Annotated in this window: 15 protein-coding genes; 2 read left to right on the forward strand and 13 right to left on the reverse strand. The window is 42.8% G+C overall.

Annotated elements, in window-relative coordinates; translation table 11 throughout:
• Window positions 1-51: 51 nt before the first annotated feature.
• Complete coding sequence (gene recF, locus IQ246_RS22200; protein WP_194005517.1) at window positions 52-1,173, forward strand: DNA replication/repair protein RecF; 1,122 nt, start codon at window positions 52-54, stop codon at window positions 1,171-1,173.
• Between the two features lie 237 nt (window positions 1,174-1,410).
• On the opposite strand, the gene IQ246_RS22205 is transcribed toward recF, so the two are convergent.
• The gene (locus IQ246_RS22205) at window positions 1,411-1,869 is read right to left on the reverse strand and encodes an MgtC/SapB family protein (RefSeq protein WP_194005504.1); all 459 of its coding nucleotides are present in this window, start codon (window positions 1,867-1,869) and stop codon (window positions 1,411-1,413) included.
• Between the two features lie 666 nt (window positions 1,870-2,535).
• Here IQ246_RS22205 and IQ246_RS22210 point away from each other — a divergent pair.
• A complete protein-coding gene (locus IQ246_RS22210) occupies window positions 2,536-4,944 on the forward strand; it encodes a putative PEP-binding protein (RefSeq protein WP_194005505.1) in 2,409 nt (802 codons plus the stop codon).
• Here IQ246_RS22210 and IQ246_RS22215 read toward each other — a convergent pair whose 3' ends face one another.
• The 12 genes from IQ246_RS22215 to IQ246_RS22270 all read right to left on the reverse strand — a co-directional run bounded on the left by IQ246_RS22215 (window position 4,945) and on the right by IQ246_RS22270 (window position 16,551).
• Window positions 4,945-5,607 carry a DUF1361 domain-containing protein gene (locus IQ246_RS22215; RefSeq protein ID WP_194005506.1) on the reverse strand — a complete coding sequence of 221 codons (663 nt, stop codon included), beginning with the start codon at window positions 5,605-5,607 and terminating at the stop codon, window positions 4,945-4,947.
• Window positions 5,608-6,220: 613 nt separating this feature from the next.
• On the reverse strand, window positions 6,221-7,459 hold the full coding sequence (locus IQ246_RS22220; RefSeq protein ID WP_194005507.1) for a hypothetical protein: 1,239 nt from the start codon (window positions 7,457-7,459) through the stop codon (window positions 6,221-6,223).
• A gap of 151 nt (window positions 7,460-7,610) precedes the next feature.
• The gene (locus tag IQ246_RS22225; RefSeq protein WP_194005508.1) at window positions 7,611-9,512 is read right to left on the reverse strand and encodes an iron uptake porin; all 1,902 of its coding nucleotides are present in this window, start codon (window positions 9,510-9,512) and stop codon (window positions 7,611-7,613) included.
• Window positions 9,513-9,963: 451 nt separating this feature from the next.
• A complete protein-coding gene (locus tag IQ246_RS22230; RefSeq protein WP_339379173.1) occupies window positions 9,964-10,437 on the reverse strand; it encodes a hypothetical protein in 474 nt (157 codons plus the stop codon).
• 425 nt (window positions 10,438-10,862) lie between these two features.
• The gene (locus IQ246_RS22235; RefSeq protein WP_194005510.1) at window positions 10,863-11,192 is read right to left on the reverse strand and encodes a hypothetical protein; all 330 of its coding nucleotides are present in this window, start codon (window positions 11,190-11,192) and stop codon (window positions 10,863-10,865) included.
• Window positions 11,193-11,296: 104 nt separating this feature from the next.
• A complete protein-coding gene (locus IQ246_RS22240) occupies window positions 11,297-12,061 on the reverse strand; it encodes an energy-coupling factor ABC transporter ATP-binding protein (RefSeq protein ID WP_194005511.1) in 765 nt (254 codons plus the stop codon).
• A gap of 14 nt (window positions 12,062-12,075) precedes the next feature.
• Entirely contained in the window at window positions 12,076-12,729 is a 654-nt protein-coding gene (locus IQ246_RS22245; RefSeq protein WP_194005512.1) for an energy-coupling factor transporter transmembrane protein EcfT, read from the reverse strand.
• Window positions 12,722-13,645: an energy-coupling factor ABC transporter permease gene (locus IQ246_RS22250; protein WP_194005513.1), complete on the reverse strand. Its 924-nt coding sequence runs from the start codon at window positions 13,643-13,645 to the stop codon at window positions 12,722-12,724. Before IQ246_RS22250 ends, IQ246_RS22245 begins: the two co-directional genes overlap by 8 nt.
• A gap of 320 nt (window positions 13,646-13,965) precedes the next feature.
• Window positions 13,966-14,796 (reverse strand): energy-coupling factor ABC transporter ATP-binding protein, encoded by an 831-nt coding sequence (locus IQ246_RS22255; protein WP_194005514.1) that lies wholly within the window; start codon window positions 14,794-14,796, stop codon window positions 13,966-13,968.
• Complete coding sequence (gene cbiQ, locus IQ246_RS22260) at window positions 14,771-15,580, reverse strand: cobalt ECF transporter T component CbiQ (RefSeq protein WP_194005515.1); 810 nt, start codon at window positions 15,578-15,580, stop codon at window positions 14,771-14,773. Before cbiQ ends, IQ246_RS22255 begins: the two co-directional genes overlap by 26 nt.
• Window positions 15,564-15,878: an energy-coupling factor ABC transporter substrate-binding protein gene (locus IQ246_RS22265; RefSeq protein WP_194005516.1), complete on the reverse strand. Its 315-nt coding sequence runs from the start codon at window positions 15,876-15,878 to the stop codon at window positions 15,564-15,566. Before IQ246_RS22265 ends, cbiQ begins: the two co-directional genes overlap by 17 nt.
• Window positions 15,865-16,551: an energy-coupling factor ABC transporter permease gene (locus IQ246_RS22270; protein ID WP_208492256.1), complete on the reverse strand. Its 687-nt coding sequence runs from the start codon at window positions 16,549-16,551 to the stop codon at window positions 15,865-15,867. The genes IQ246_RS22265 and IQ246_RS22270 overlap by 14 nt, the downstream gene beginning before the upstream one ends.
• Between the last annotated feature and the right edge of the window lie 207 nt (window positions 16,552-16,758).

The following is a 16,758-nucleotide window of genomic DNA, read 5'->3' on the forward strand; positions in this document are numbered from 1 at the left end:
ATCCCCAATCCCCAATGCCCAATCCCCAATGCCCAATCCCCAATCCCCACTATGTACCTAAAAACTCTACACCTGAGACAGTTTCGTAATTACCAAGAGCAAAAGGTTGAGTTTACTGCTGCCAAAACGATTTTGGTAGGTAATAACGCTCAGGGAAAGTCTAACTTGTTGGAGGCGGTGGAGTTGCTGGCAACATTGCGATCGCACCGGATGGCACGCGATCGCGATTTAGTCAAAGAGGGGGAAGCCATATCCCAAATTAATGCCAGTCTAGAACGGCAAGTGGGTGTTAGTGAACTGACTTTAACTCTCCGCCGCAATGGTCGCCGCAGCGTTGCAATTAATGGCGAATCTGTACGTCGGCAAATGGATTTTCTTGGTGTTCTTAATGCAGTACAGTTTTCCAGTTTGGATTTAGATCTAGTACGTGGTGGCCCGGAAGGTCGTCGCAATTGGTTAGATACCCTGTTAATTCAACTCGAACCAGTTTATGCTCACATTTTGCAGCAATATAATCATGTGTTACGCCAGCGCAATGCTTTTTTAAAAAAAACTCAAGATTCAGCACCCAGTACTCAGTACTGTGAACAATTAGCTGTATGGGATGCACAGTTAGCTACTACAGGAACACGAGTAATTAGACGACGCGATCGCGCCATCCTACGACTGGCTCCCATTGCTACTGCTTGGCACGCCAGCATCAGTGGTAGTACAGAAATTTTGCAAATTAAGTATGCGCCTAGTGTTCCTTTGGAGCAAAACAATCCAGAAGAAGTACAACAAGCTTTTTTAACAAAAATTCAGCAACGAGCCATTGCCGAACTGCGCCAAGGTGCTACTCTTGTCGGCCCTCATCGCGACGAAGTAGAATTAACTATTAACCAGACACCCGCACGTCAATACGGTTCTCAAGGTCAGCAACGAACGCTGGTTCTAGCCTTAAAATTAGCAGAATTACAACTAATTGAAGAAGTCGTCAAAGAGCCACCGCTGTTATTGCTTGATGATGTTCTCGCAGAACTAGATCCATCCCGCCAAAATCAATTGCTTGATGCTATCCAAGACCGCTTTCAGACCCTGATTACTACCACTCATTTGAGTTCTTTTGATTCTCAGTGGTTAAATTCCTCGCAAATTCTTTTTGTAGAGGCAGGAAAAATATCACCGAAGTAGTCATTAGTCATTGGTTCATCACAGATGAAAAACTCCACCTACAAGGGCATGGGGCATGGGGCATGGTAAAGAAGTTGACTCTAGAGACGTTGCAATGCAACGTCTCTACGAAATAATCGGTTTTTCTCGCTCCTATCTTGAATACTGAATCGGTGTTCTAGAGCGGAAGAAACAATTTTTTCTAGGTATTGGTGCTGTTTAATTAGTAATTTTTGCTTTGGATTTTGTAACAGTTGACTAATGACGTTTTTCTAATCTTTTAAAAACGTTTAGAACCAAAAAAGTTAGCACAGCACCAATTAATCCTAACTGCCACAAGCCACACCCAGCGGCTATTCCCAAAGCAGCTGAAACCCAAATAGCGGCCGCAGACGTTAGTCCTTTAACTTCAAATTGCTGTGATTGTTGGGAAGAATGGCTTACAATTTCTCCAGCACCAAGAAATCCCACACCAGCGGCAATACCTTGTATCACACGACTGAGAGCATCATTACTAAATTGCAAGCCATCTGCTTGCAGAGGTATAACGGTAAAAATAGCTGAACCAAGACTTACTAGGATATGAGTTCTTAATCCAGCTGGTTTGTGTCTAGCTTCGCGTTCTAAGCCGATAATTGCTCCGATAAGCAACGCAATGCACAGCCTAAAACTAATATTCAGCCAATCAGAACTTGAAAGATAGAAATTGCTTGACAATTTTGCTTGATCTGGTATGAGTAAGCCTTAATATTTTAAGTTAATTAGTAATGTATTTCAATAAATACTGTAAGAATATTGCTTTTGTTTATCTAGTTACTAAAACAGCTTGTATCTATTTGAGATTGAACCCATTGGACAATATTTCTTTAAGTACGGATCTATATCCTCAATTTGTTTGATTTTTATCGTTAAGGTGATGTTTTTTGGCAATAAATACTCAAATAACTAAGTTATTCCAAAGGTTTTACTGCTTAGACAGCAAGACGTTTAACTTTATTAAAAGATTTTGTAATTATTTAAAGTGATTAGCCCACAATATTTTACCTTAAATGACTGATTTTAATCATACACTCAATAATTAAATACGATACTACTAAACTACTTATGACAGGGAAGGAGGGCGAATGAAGGAAAAAATTGGTTGACAAAGGAGTTTAATTACAGCGAGACATCATGTAACCAGCAATTAACCACTGATTAGATTGGCATAATTAAACGTAAATACTGACTGGGAAATCGTCCTAGTAAGTAGTCAGTGGATTTATGGCTAATAATGTACCAGGAAGCAATGGCTTGGCTACAAACTTGCAATTGACTCTTCGCTGTTGTAGTAACTGGCGTCGAAATCCTCAAGATTGCACTGACTCACAACTAACAAATTGAGTGGACAAACTTTACTGGCTTGACCAAATTAAACTACAAGATCGCGCCGAAGTAGGTGACAAAGCGTTTTACTTGAGCAGAATTATGCAGCGTGGTTATCCGGTAGTGGATGGTTTTGTAGTTTCGGCAGAAATTTTGCGACAATTTCTCGAAACTCTTAATAGTTCAGAGTCATTAATCGCTGACTTACCCTATTCTTCGTTGCACTTGGATGTAGCTAATTGGCGTCAACTTCAACAGGTGGCTGGTCGCTTGCGTCAGGAAATTATCGCTGCGAATGTGCCACCGCAGTGGGTAACTACAATTTTCAAAGCAGCTAGAGAATGGCAAACTGACTGTTTGATTTTTCGACCGACTCTGGCTGTATCAAGTGCTAGCCCGGTTAAGGCGAATGTATCTGGGTTATTGGAGTCGGTGTTTTGCCATTGTGATCAAGAAGATATTGCTCTAGCGTTAAAGCGTACTTGGAGCCAGCTGTTTCGTGCCAGAAGCTTGCTATATTGGCAACGAACAGGAATTAATATGCAACAAATTAATTTAGCGGTGTTGGTGCAACCTGTTGAAAATGCGATCGCCAGTGGTCTATTGAACGCTAACTCCTCTGGGTGGGAAATTAAAGCTACTTGGGGATTAGGAATAGCGATCGCCAACGGCGAAATATTACCAGATGTCCACTATATTCAAAAGGAAACTGGGGTTTTACTAGAGCAACATCTAGGCAATAAAATGCTGGCTTATCGTGTTGATCATCAAACACCTGCAACTATTTCGCAATCCGTACCGGAGCCAGTTTTAACGCCAGATAACACTTGTCTAGTTACCTACCTGCTTGAGGAATCTCAACAAAAACAGTACGCTTTACAAGAAGAATACTTACAACAAATAATTGCTCTGGGGAATCAACTAGTAAGTGAACTAGGCAAAGAGTTTACCATTAAGTGGACTATCGCTCAGGAAACCCCAAATACCAAGCTCTACATCACACAAATTATCACTCCCCAATCCATAATTCCCAATGTGCATTTCATCAAGGGATTAGGAGCGGCAGGGGGACGTATTATGGCGACTGCCTATGTGATCATCAATTCCAAACAAAGACCACAACAACTACCCAAAGGAGTAATTTTAGTAATACCAAGCATTACACCTGATTGGTTACCATTACTTCAACAAGTTGCTGGTATTATTACCGAACAGGGCGGATTAACCAGTCACGCTGCAATTCTTGCCAGAGAATTGGGTCTTGTAGCAGTAGTGAGCGCGACATCTGCCACAACTCTAATTAAAACTGGTGAACGACTGCTGGTAGATGGTGATAGAGGAGAGGTTTATCGGATTAGAGGAGACGCAAATGAACAGATGGGAAGAGGAGGAGAGGGGGAGAAGGGGAGAGAGGAAGAGAGGGATAGGGGGGGAGGGGGAGAAAATCCTCTTTCCTCCCATTCCCCTATTTCCCCATTTCCTCATCTCACTACTCCTTACCCATTCATGAATGCTACCCAGTTGCTGGTTAACCTGAGCCAGTCGAGCTTGATAGAGCAAGTGCAAAACTTGCCTGTGGATGGGGTGGGATTGTTGCGTTCAGAACTAATGATACTAACCATATTAGAGGGGCAACACCCCAATAGTTGGCTTTTAGGCGGGCGTCAGGCAGAATTGTTAGAACGCTGGTCGGATGAGATTATACAGTTTGCCCGTGCTTTTGCACCAAGACCTGTCTTTTATCGTTCTTTAGATTGGCGATCGCAGGATTTACCATCATTGAGTGATACACAATCTTCACCACAGTCAATGTTGGGTGAACGCGGCACTTTTAGCTATTTACGAAATCCTGTAGTGTTTGAGTTGGAATTAAAAGCTTTAGCAACTGTACAGCAAGCTGGCTATAGCAATATCCATTTACTATTGCCTTTTGTTCGGACTGTAGAAGAGGTTGCTTTTTGTCGCCGCAAAGTTGAACAAGCAGGGTTAAACGAAGTCTCCCAATTTCAACTGTGGATCATGGCAGAAGTGCCAAGCGTACTATTTTTACTCCCAGAATACGTCAAAGCAGGTGTAGCCGGGATTTCCATTGGGACAAATGACCTGACACAATTATTGCTGGGAGTGGATCGCGAGCAAGGACAACTAGCAAAAGTATTTGATGAACGTCAGCCGGCGGTAATGGGTGCGATCGCCCAACTCATCCAAATGGCCCAAAGTGCGGGGATACCTTGTTCAATCTGCGGTCAAGCACCAGCCCTGTATCCAGAAATCATTGATAAGTTGGTGCAATGGGGCATTACTTCTATTTCCGTTGAACCAGAAGCAGTCGCGCGAACATATCAGGCGATCGCCCGTGCTGAACAACGCCTAATTTTAGAAGTGGCGCGACGTGAATTAAAAGAGGGAAAAATGAGAAACCTTTAATTATCCAGCGTTATGGGTATTAGAATTTGCTTGTTGTGTCTTGATATCATAACTACTTTGTGGTTGCCTAACAAAACCTAAAGTTACTCGTTTCATAATCCAGTAAAGCCCGACAAGTATCACAAAAGTAATAGCGATAATTACTAATGGCTGTTTACCAAGAATTTCTTCTACACCTCTGGTTAGCACAGCATCGGGTTGAGTAATAAAATCCCAACTGTTGAAACGCAAAAACCGCCCCCAATAAACACCAACAGCACACAGGAAATGGGTGATTAATTCAATCCACACAATCCATTGACTTTTGCCAATGCGGTGTAAGTAGTAACCCCAATTAACTAAAGATATTACGTAAGCTTCAAAGCCGGACAGAATTACTACCAAGTAAACAGGAATCAGTACCAGAGTAATCATCCATACCGATTGAATCTGGCGGATATCGTCTATCAGGTGAATCACATCAGTCAACAAATATGGCGCGTTCGGCAAGAAAGCATAGAATACCAAGAATCCTAGCCACCACAGCCAAGAGCGATTGCGTCTGATGCGAAATAGCCACACACTTAAGGCTAAAGGTATAAAAGCCAGAAATAAATTCCAAGTCATCCAACTCATATTAATTCGTAAGACTTGCAAAACTCTGGTTATCAATTCTTCTTTCATAATTATTTACTCTGAAGATATATGATTTATCTAAATTTGCTCTCTAGTGTTATTAATCTCAGTGATTAACTAATAAAGTTTTTGTAGCCCCCTCGGAAATTTATTTACTCCAACTCTTAACAATATTTGGTGTTAGTTAAATAGTAAATGTATACTAATATATGCCTGAAACATAGAGTTTTGGTATTTAGTGTTGGGGGCTGACATTGATTCAGGACTTACGCAAGTGTCATATTTTTAACGCCAGAGGTTGTCCAGAGTCAAAGGTCAAAAGTCCAAAAAACCTTGATTCTTGACCCTTGACCCTTGACCCTTGACTCTTATACCAGAAGCCTTGTGTGCCAGTTGCGTAAGTCCTATGATTAATCAATCGGTTGAAGCCACTAGTATAGGCAGAAAATCATTAGGGTAAAATCTACCACAAAAAGGAAGTCGGAGCTATAAAATCGCCGCTGAGAAATTTTGGTGGAATTCCCTAACTGCAATGTTGCTCTTGTCCTAGCTATGATATTAGTTTCATTTTGTACTGCTTAAGTTCCAGACCTATACTAAAGCTTTTACCAAAAGTTTGAAAGAATTGTGCAACCCCTTGCAAGCTAATAATAGTACATCATTATCGCAAGAGCACTCGGCTGCGAGGGCCGATCGCCTGCTTGGGTAAAGAGGGTTTTATGCAGCTATTTCCAGAATTCTGAGAGCAAACGCCTGAAGTAAGCGTTGATGGGTTGACAACCACTCGATTAACTCCAGAAGAATTACCGCTATTAAATTCTATATTGGGTGTAGCTGAAGGCGATGGGTAAGTAGACTCAGATGTGTAAGCTGTAGGCGTTGGTGAAACTAATATCTGCGGGACAGTTTCGGCGATCGCACTATCATTACCAACTACGGGTGTGGGAGTAGGTATGCTACCACTGCTAATTACTGGTGCGGGAGTAGGTATGCTACCACTGCTAATTACTGGTGCGGGAGTAGGTATGCTACCACCGCTAATTACTGGTGTGGGAGTAGGTATGCTACCACCGCTAATTACTGGTGTGGGAGTAGGTATGCTACCACCGCTAATTACTGGTGCGGGAGTAGGTATGCTACCGCCGCTAATTACTGGTGCGGGAGTAGGTATACTACCGCCGCTAATTACTGGTGCGGGAGTTATGAGAGTTGCAGTTGTAGGTACTTTGATTGTCAATCTTACCAAGGGGGATTTGGTCATAGTCAATGATGTAACGCTTGGTGAACCTGGAATATCGGACTTGAAATCAAAGACTGTGGGACTTGTACCACCATTGCGATCGCTATATCGTGGCCCTTGTCCATTCAGTTCAAAAGTACCTTGATACTGGTTTCCGGTTTTTGGGTCGGTGACAATGCCAGTATAAGAGGCTCTTGTTAATCCAAACTCATCCTGAACTACGCCTTGAAATTTGGTTCCTGGCAATTTTCCTTGATATGTATACGGTTGCAATTCACCACCAGAGAGAACTGGCGAACTGAGAACACCATCAAAGGAGACAACCGGAATACCTTTAAAGTCAACAAAGTAATGCAGACTACCATCAGAGCGAGTCTCTACTTTCACATATTCTGACTTATAAACAGGAACATAATTAGGGTTACTCTTAGAACCTTCGTTTCGGGAGTAAGTTCCGTTGTCGTCTGTATCTACACGTGTAACTCTATTATTGAAATTGGGATTATTCCTGGGAAGTTGAATAGTTCCTGACAATATACCAGTACTTTGAATTGTGATTTGAGCAGAAGCGCTTATTCCACCTAAACCGATGATGACTGCGGCTAAACTGCTGCTGCTAACAATTGCATAACCTAGCTTAATTGATGAATTTAATTTCATGAAACACTTGCTCCTTTTATCACTTATTAAATAAAACACGCATGAGTTTATAGGCAATTTTTTCCTGCTCAGACTACGTGAAGCTAGTATTTAACACGGAGTGTAGCCGTATAAATATGGCATATTTTATTACATTTACAACCGTACAAACTTAAAACCGGAAGGTTGCTCTTAGCGCCCCGACTACTAAAGGCTCATTAGCAGCGTTGTGATCAGGATTGAATATGACGAATAAACCTGGGGTCAAAGCGATATTGTCATTTAACTGAGCGCGGTAAAAAAGTTCTGCGTGAATTGATGTGTCACTGCGTCCGCCCGCTGTTCCCCCATCAGAAAAGTTGGGAAAATTAAATCCTTCAGGTAAAGTACTGGAAGTAATTTTAGGGGGTTGTCCTACGAGAATACCCCCTAAATTGCCAGGACGCAGCAAATTGGGAAAAGCAGCGAATACCAGCCAATTTGTGGTTTCCACGCTTCCAGAAAAGTTGACTGCTTGGGAAGAAGAAAAGCCACCCCAACCACCTAACTGCAAGTTGGGGTTGATGCGCCAAGCGACGGTAGTGCCAATAGCTTGGGTATTGAAAGCTGTAGGATCTGCAAAAGGCGAAATTAATTGACTATCGCCAATACCGGTTCCTAGTAAGCCATCAGGGGAGTGAGAGTAAAGATAATGCACTCCGACATCAATGTTATTAGTGGGTGCTAAACTTAGCTGAGCGCCAGCAGTCCATCTACCACCAAATAGACCGCCTTGGTTGATATTGCCTGGAAAACTAGGAATTTCTGCACTATAAATACCTTGCAGACTGATGCGATCGCTAATTTGCCAGTCAAAACCTATACCACCCGTACCATTGCCAATCCCTAAAATCGGGTTACGCTGACCAAATAGAGAAATTGCGCCGTCACCAGAACCTTCTAAAGGACTAATACCGCGAAAAGTGTTAACTGGGTTGACTCCTGCTGTACCTACAACAATTCCCAAGTTATTTGAGAGTGAAAATCGATAAGACAAATCACTAATAACTAAATTGTTGTCTGTATTTGACTCGAAACCTAACCGCCCCATATTGGTGGATACTAACGATGCAGTAGAACCCAAATTACCCGCAGATAGTCCTGTTAGCAATAAATCTCGCCCTGTAAACGAAGTCGCTAATGTTAGTTGTACGCTATTTGCGAAAGTTAGATTACTTTCTCCTCGGCGTTCAGGTACTCCATCTCTAGGGAATAAATCTACATCAGTGCTGTTCGTTCCCTGCACGCTAAAAATGGCTTGACCAAATAGTCTGGTAGTTGGAGAAAACTGATTCGTCTGTAATTCGTCTGTTCGTTCTTGAACAGTCTCTAAACGCTTCTGTAATTGCTGCAACTCTCCTTGAAATTCGGCTTGCAACCTTTGCAGTTGAATTAAATCCTGATTGTTAACAGGATTAATTTTATTGTTAGCAATAACTTCGTTAATCCTCTCCAGACAAGCATTTAAACCAGCAGCAAATTCATAACGGCTGATAGTACGGTTGCCTAGATAAGTGCTATCAGGGTATCCAGCAATGCAGCCATAGCGCTCTACTAGAGACTGCAAAGCAACAAAAGCCCAGTCTGAGGGTTGCACATCTTCAAGTTGCGATACCGATGTTACTTCAGACATCTGGTTGTCTGAGTTTGAACTTATGGGTTGTGGAGAAGAGGGAGGGATAAGACGATGGGGGGAGGGGGAGAATTTTTTGGTGTTTTCTTGGTTCTGTGCAACTTCTATTACAGGTTGGGAATTTTTAGATTTAGGTAAGTTATGGGAACTTTGGAATTGAATTTTTGCTTGACTTCTTTGTAGTATATTTTTGTACTTACTTTTTATAGCTAATGAGGTGGGTTGAGGGCTTGCACTTAGTTGCAGTAATTCGGGTGGTGTAATTTCAGCAGGCGGGACTACTTGAGATAAACGTTCCTGTATTGTCTGCTGTACAAGATTATCAGATGTAATTACAGGTTGTTTTGGTAAATTGAGCGCAGATATTGACGTTGCTAGCACAATTGACATAAGTAGATTCATGCTATTTTTAGTATTTAATTTGACTGATACCAATATTTATTTTGACAGACCAACTTGGCGTGTGTCAGGAAGATTTCTAAGAAAATAGTGATAAATTTTACTATTGTTTCACGTATGCTATAAAGTCCCAGCCATTGAAGATTGACTAGGACAGGACTTACGCAAGTGTCATATTTTTAACGCCAGAGGTTGTCCAGAGTCAAAGGTCAAAAGTCCAAAAAACCTTGATTCTTGAACGCCACTTGCTTCTCCTGTGGTCGCCGCTGCGCGAACAAGTCGGCAGAGCCGCAAGGGCGCAGTGGCGACCCTTGACCCTTGACCCTTGCCTTGTGTGCCAGTTGCGTAAGTCCTATAGGACTTTGAAACTTTCTAGTATTAAAAAGGCTGAAAGCCTATATTGCTAAGGAAAATACATTAAGAGAAGCAAGAATTAACCAATTTCCCTGATGCATTATTCAGGCTGGCTACAATACTTATTCAGATCCTTTACTAACGCATCCGACTGCTTACCAACAGTTGTAGCTGCTGCTGTGAGTGCTGAATCGATTTCGGATCTAGCCTTTTGGATTTTTTCCCTACCAGATACCGAGGCTTCTGCTGTCTTAGCTGCGCCCAGACCCCTAGCTGCTTTGGCGATCGCTTCAGAAAGAGTCTGGAAAACTTTGACAAAACCGCTTTGAAATTCTTTCAGCTTGGGGTCTTTTAAGTTCAGTTCTTTAATGGATTTAGTAATATATGCTAAATCCTTAGACAGTTGCACACTGGTTACGACCTGCGCTCCTTTATTTTTATCAATCAAAGAAGTTCCTGCATTTACGACCTTAATCAGTCGCTGACACTGGGAGGCTTTATTGTCGCTGCAACTAGTAACTAACAATGCGATGCTTAGACTAACAGGAGCAATAACAGTACATTTACGTGACACAGATGTTAACACTTTAATAGCAGTTATACGTAATTAATAGTATTCAATATTACGAGCAAAAGTAGCATTTGAGGTAGGGGGCAGGGGAGCAGAGGAGATATATTTTAAGATGCAACAATGAGTCTTTGATAGGACTTACGCAACTGGCACACAAAGCTTCTGGTATAAGAGTCAAGGGTCAAGGGTCAAGGGTGAATGGCACTAAGTTAAGATATAGCCCTTGCCCTGACTGTTTCCCAGCCTGGAGGCTGGGAATCCATCCTGGGAGGCTCCGCCTCCAGTGGCTTGACGAGAGGCAGCAGCCCTCTCGAAATACATTCCCAGTCTTCAGACTGGGAACGAGGCGACATAAGCCTTTAGGCTTTTCTTAGTGCCATTCGGTCAAGGGTCAAGGGGAGCCACTGCGCCCTTGCGGCTCTTTTGACTTAAAGCAAGTGGCGTTCAAGAATCAAGGTTTCTTGGACTTTTGACCTTTGACTCTGGACAACCTCTGGCGTTAAAAATATGACACTTGCGTAAGTCCTGTTTGAGCCTCGTGAATCCACCTCAGAACTCCGTTCATCCACCTTAGAACCGGATGAATCCACCTCAGAACTCCGTTCATCCTCCTTAGAACCGGATGAATCCACCTCAGAACTCCGTTCATCCACCTTAGAACTGGATGAATCCACCTCAGAACTCCGTTCATCCACCTTAGAACTGGATGAATCCACCTCAGAACTCCGTTCATCCACCTTAGAACTGGATGAATCCACCTTAGAACTCCGTTCACGAGTATTAAAGACTCGTGAACAAGTATAAAAACTCTATTCTTTTGCCCCCACTCCCCCACTCCCTTCCATCTCCTCATCTGGCAAAATCACCAATCTACCGGCAAACCCAACTGATCTAAAGTATCCCCATCTTGCAAAAGTGACTGAATGTTGCCGTCTATTTGAATGCGACCAGCAGACAGTACCAAAGCACGTTGAGTCACTCTACCCAACCAATTTAAGTCATGGGAGGCAATTAACATCACCTGTACAGGCAACTTTAACAATACTTGCGCCAAGTGACGCCGCCATGATGGATCAAGACCGTTAGTCGGCTCATCCAAAATTAGAATTGTCGGTTCTAGGGACAAAATTGCGGCTAGGGCTGCAAGGCGTCTTTGTCCACCAGAAAGTTCGTGGGAGGAACGGTTGGCGTAGGCTTCTAGACCAAAATCAGCTAATAACTGCCGGGCCCGATCTATTGCGATTGCTGGTGGTACACCATAGTTGCGTGGCCCAAAGGTAACGTCTTCTAAGATGGTCGGCATAAATAGTTGATCGTTGGCATCTTGGAAGCTAAAGCCAATTTGACGACGCACTTGGGACAGAGTTGTAGGTTCTACTGGGATGCCGTTAATCAAAATTTTCCCAGTTCGTGGTTGCTTTAAGCCGATTAGATTCTCTAGCAAGGTGCTTTTTCCAGAACCAGTCGCTCCCATTAATGCGACGCGATCGCCTCTGTTCAAGGTAAAAGAAATTTCTTGTAATACTGGTTCTTGCGGAGAATAAGCATACGCCAGGTTTTGAACCTCGACCACGGCAGGGTGGGGGTTCTGGGTTGGAGTTTGGGGATTAGATGTCAAAGATTTCAAGATGCACAACTGAGCTAAATTCTGTAAGAAGTTAAAGTCAAACAAGCAGCGATCGCCCAGGCTACTAATAGGGTAATACGCTCTTTTGCTCTGAGGGGGGAATCTATGGGCAGCTGTCCATTGTAACCACGAGTTACCATTGCCGCGTAGACTCGCTCTGCCCTGTCCAGGCTGCGGAGATACAAGGCTCCAATCATGGCAGCACTAGCGTAACGCAGCCATCCCGCAGTTCCATTCAAACCGCGTAATTGAGCGCTGCGCTGCATTCGCGTTACTTCTGAGAGCAAAATTTCCATGTATTGCCCAGCTAACAGTAAGTTTTCTTTTAAAGGTGCTGGTACTGGTAAGCTCTTGAGGGCGATGCCGAAACTGTGGGGTGGTAAGGTTAACAAAAAACTATTCATAGTAACTAGGCAAATAAGAGAACGAACCAATAAAAAACTGGCTCGCTCCCATCCCAAGGGTAATGCTAGCAATGACAGAAAAATCAATTCAGTACCAATTAAGCCGCCCATCCGGCGAATTGGTACGCGTAATAGTCCAGCCCATAAAAGGGCGATCGCCCCATAAACACCTAGGCAATACCAAGCATAATGCTTTAATAAAGCTGCCCCTACCACAATCACTAGGGACAAGTGCAAGCGTAACGGCAAAGAAAGTTTAAGCATTATTCGGTTTCACAACTTTAGCAATCCCAAAGGCGACAGCAAAGCAAACCGCAGCTCCCAGAAGTCCAGCGATACTAGTGCCAATTGGTCCCAAACCTTCAATACCATAGTCAGCCAACGGCGTCGGCACAATTACCCGCACTTGCTTGGCTAAGTCAATAAAGCCTGTATTTTCCGCAACTTTTTCTAACCCATCGGGCCAGGCTGAGGCAAACAGTGACAGCACACCTGCAATTAGGAAAATGCTGACAACAGGCACTGACCAGCCACGAAACTCGTACTGTTCCCCTGGTAATAAATCTGGTCGGGCTGTGGCTAGGTAAGTCAGCACACCCCCAGTAATTAAACCTTCGCCAATGCCAATTAGAATATGCACACCAGTCATGGCTGGTAAAACTATAGCTACGGGTGCAGTTCCCGAAAGGACTAACTCAATGGCACAAGCTATGGCGGCTACCACCACACTTATGCCAGCAGCTATGCCAGCAGCCAAGGGTAAGCGCCCTTTAGATCCGCCAAGCAGCCGCTGCAAGGTTTGGGTTAACCCCCAGCCAACCCAGACACCAACTACTGCCATGTTCAAAATATTTGCTCCCAAGGCTGTGATCCCACCATCGGCAAACAGCACAGCTTGAATAATTAAAACCGTGGCAATGCACAACGTTCCCGCCCAAGGACTACCCAGGACGATGGCGGCTAAGGTTCCCCCCAACAAGTGACCGCTAGTACCTCCTGCTACAGGAAAATTGATCATCTGGGCGGCAAAAATAAAGGCGGTGGTCAGACCCAGTATGGGAGCACGACGGACACCAAATGCCTGTTGCGATCGCCCAAAGGAGATGAAAAGCGCTGCCGCACTTACTAAACCGGTAGCCACTGCAACTGGTGGAGATACAAACCCATCAGGAATATGCATAATTGGTCACGTATTTAATTATGTTTATTTACACAAATATTAATAATATAACTACGGCATCAAATTAATAACAAACAAGATTTTACCCTCTTTTGCAATGCCCTCATGGGGGATGTTATGGTGTTACTCAGGATAGATAGACAATAACATCTACGTCAAATAAGATGTTTACCTTTATTTAAATAAATTCTGATTAATTGCATTTTTTGATTTAGAGTTCAATGCTGGGAAATTTTAAAATGAAGGGGAAAAACTCCACTTTGGTACTTGCTTTAAAATTTGCCCACAATTGATTAGATTGAGTATTTTTGGCTTTCAACTCAAAAATAGCGAAACAGGTTCAATATCCTTTGCCGCAACCGTTCTAAAACTGGCCCTTCTTCAGCTACTCCCTCAGCAAATAACATTTCATATATCAACGGTACTCCTAGCTGTAAATCTTCGAGAACATCACGTTGGGTAAAAACATCCTGCGGCTTCCCCTCGATTGCGAGTTGTCCTTGATCCATGACAAAAATCCAGTCTGCCCAGCGATAAACTAAATCAAGGTCATGGGTTGCCATTAGTATTGTTGTGCCAGTTGTCTGAATCTTTTTCAAGGTTGCCATCAAGTTGCGAGTATGTAATCTATCTAAATAAGCCGTCGGTTCATCTAGCAATAGCAGTTCGGGTTTTAGCACCATCACATCAGCTATGGAGACTCGCTTTTTTTGCCCTAAGCTGAGATGATGCACAGGTCTTTCTGCTAGTTCAGTCAGCCCAAATTCAACTAAGGCTTGCTCGACTCGCTGTTTAATTTCTCCTGTGGGTAATCCTAAATTGCATAAGCCATAAGAAATATCTTCTTCAACGGTAGAGGCTACTAATTGTTGCTCTGGATCTTGAAAAACTAGCCCAACCTGTTGGCGTAATTTCATCAAAGATTGACGGTCATATTTCAGAGGTTTTTTTTGCCATTTTATACTACCTTGATGAGGTTTGTATAGACCATTAGCTAGTAAAAAAAGTGTGGTTTTTCCGCAACCATTTTGACCAATTAATGCACATCTTTTGTGAGCAGGGATTCTTAAAGTTAAACCATTTAAAGCTGATTGTTGTGCGCCGGGATAAGTGTAATATACCTGCTCAAATTCGAGTAAAGATTGCTGCATTATACCAATCCACTGCTATTAATACTGCACATCCGATAATTGATTCTATTGCATATCGCTTGGATAGATGATATCGATGAGGATGCCAAACTTGAAATTCACCGTTGAAGCCCCGTGATGCTAAACTCAAGGAAACTTGACGATAGTTTTCTAAAGTTCGTTTGAGTAATTGACTAATCAATAGAGCTAAACTTTTCATCGCAGTGTTAAAAGTGCGGTAGCCGCCACGAGCTTGTTGGGCAATCCATAATTCAGCGGCTGTATTTAAAAGGACGAAAATAAAGCGGTACATCAGTAATAATAAGTCTGTTAACAGTACGGGTAAACCGACGCGACGCAGAATTTGTAGAAGTTCGGTAAAAGGGATAGTTAATATGATGAAGTATAAACAACAAAGAGATGCGATCGCTCGTGTCAAAATTGTTAATCCCTGCTCAATCCCGTGAATGCTGATATATACATAATAAGAACCCACAGTCAACCCAGTTACTGAGTCATGTTGTACTAAATGCAGGTGAGCAATATCTATGCCATTGATGACTAAAGCTGGTAAACTTGTTAACCAAAAAAAAGTAGCAATGTAAACTAATTTTAGATAAGTTTTAGCAGGAATTCTTGCATATATAACTGTCCAAGTACTAATCCAAACTGCAATCAAAATTTGAACTAGAGGATGAGTGAAAGCAGTGATGATTAGCAGAGCGATCGCAAACAGCAATTTCTGCTCAGGTGCTAACCACCGCAACCGATTAGTGTAAGCCAGCGTGTCAATCTGAATGTTCATTATGATTCTTTGTTTGTTCGGAACGTCCCTTGGACAATCCAATCAAATACCCAAGTGTTCCAGCACCTAAAGCTGCTTGAGACGCAAATAGAAAAGTTTGCACTTCACAACTAGGTAATTGCATCAGTGGTTGAAACCAGGGTTTATATCCAGGTTGTATTTCAGTCACGGCTTTTGTAGCTCTGTCATCCGCACCTGCAAATTCAGCATTACGAGCAAATATTAACGGTGCAGCTGCCAAAATCACTACTCCTCCGATTAACAGCCAGTTACTTAATCCTTTTTTAGACTGTTTCATTGTGTTGAGGTTCCTGTTTGAGTAATTTCAAAAGTTCCAGTTCTTGAGGTGTGTATGATTGTAGCCAATTCCACACCAGCACAGTCAGCAACCCTTCACTAATTGCCAGAGGGACTTGAGTAATCGCAAAAATCCCAGCAAACTTGGCGAATGAGCCAATAAACCCACCCACGGGCGAGGGAAAAGCCAGAGCGAGTTGGATAGAAGTGATGACGTATGTTAGTAAATCTGCTATGGCTGCGGCTAAAAATATGGCAATTCTTTGCTTACCAGTGAACTTCATCATCAGATGATATATCCAGTAAGCAGCAAATGGGCCAGCGATCGCCATTGAAAAAGCATTTGCTCCTAGCGTCGTCAAACCACCATGCGCTAAAAGCAACGCTTGAAACAATAAGACTAAAGTACCCAACACCGACATTGCTAAAGGCCCAAATAATACTGCGCCTAAGCCTGTACCTGTAGGATGAGCGCAACTACCTGTAACTGAAGGCATTTTCAACGCCGATAGCACAAAAGTAAAGGCTCCCGCCAAAGCTAAGAGTAATTTTAGTTCTGGGTTGGCTTGAGTAATGCGAGTTAGCGATCGCAATCCTAAAGCAAAAAATGGCAACGCCACTATCCACCAAAAAAGCGCCCAACTTCCTGGTAAATAGCCTTCCATAATGTGCATGGCATAGGCTGGCGCAGATGCTCCAACGATCAAATAAAAGCTCAAAATCCCTATCAGAATTAGCGAAACGCGTTTTGATTTGAAAAGAATTCTTGACACACTTTCTACCTTTGCAGATACATTTCAACGACTTAGTTTAAATCGGCAGACGCCCTGACAAACAATTCAAAATTAAGAATATAACTGAATGCCCCATCCCCCATCCCC

This window comes from aff. Roholtiella sp. LEGE 12411 (assembly GCF_015206995.1).
Taxonomy (GTDB): Bacteria; Cyanobacteriota; Cyanobacteriia; order Cyanobacteriales; family Nostocaceae; genus Komarekiella.

Coding starts and splice junctions, on each gene's coding strand:
- recF (WP_194005517.1), top strand. CDS start 52: ATGTACCTAAAAACTCTACACCTGAGACAGTTTCGTAATTACCAAGAG.
- IQ246_RS22215 (WP_194005506.1), bottom strand. CDS start 5,607: ATGAAAGAAGAATTGATAACCAGAGTTTTGCAAGTCTTACGAATTAAT.
- IQ246_RS22220 (WP_194005507.1), bottom strand. CDS start 7,459: ATGAAATTAAATTCATCAATTAAGCTAGGTTATGCAATTGTTAGCAGC.
- IQ246_RS22225 (WP_194005508.1), bottom strand. CDS start 9,512: ATGAATCTACTTATGTCAATTGTGCTAGCAACGTCAATATCTGCGCTC.
- IQ246_RS22245 (WP_194005512.1), bottom strand. CDS start 12,729: ATGCTTAAACTTTCTTTGCCGTTACGCTTGCACTTGTCCCTAGTGATT.
- IQ246_RS22250 (WP_194005513.1), bottom strand. CDS start 13,645: ATGCATATTCCTGATGGGTTTGTATCTCCACCAGTTGCAGTGGCTACC.
- IQ246_RS22255 (WP_194005514.1), bottom strand. CDS start 14,796: ATGCAGCAATCTTTACTCGAATTTGAGCAGGTATATTACACTTATCCC.
- cbiQ (WP_194005515.1), bottom strand. CDS start 15,580: ATGAACATTCAGATTGACACGCTGGCTTACACTAATCGGTTGCGGTGG.
- IQ246_RS22265 (WP_194005516.1), bottom strand. CDS start 15,878: ATGAAACAGTCTAAAAAAGGATTAAGTAACTGGCTGTTAATCGGAGGA.
- IQ246_RS22270 (WP_208492256.1), bottom strand. CDS start 16,551: ATGCACATTATGGAAGGCTATTTACCAGGAAGTTGGGCGCTTTTTTGG.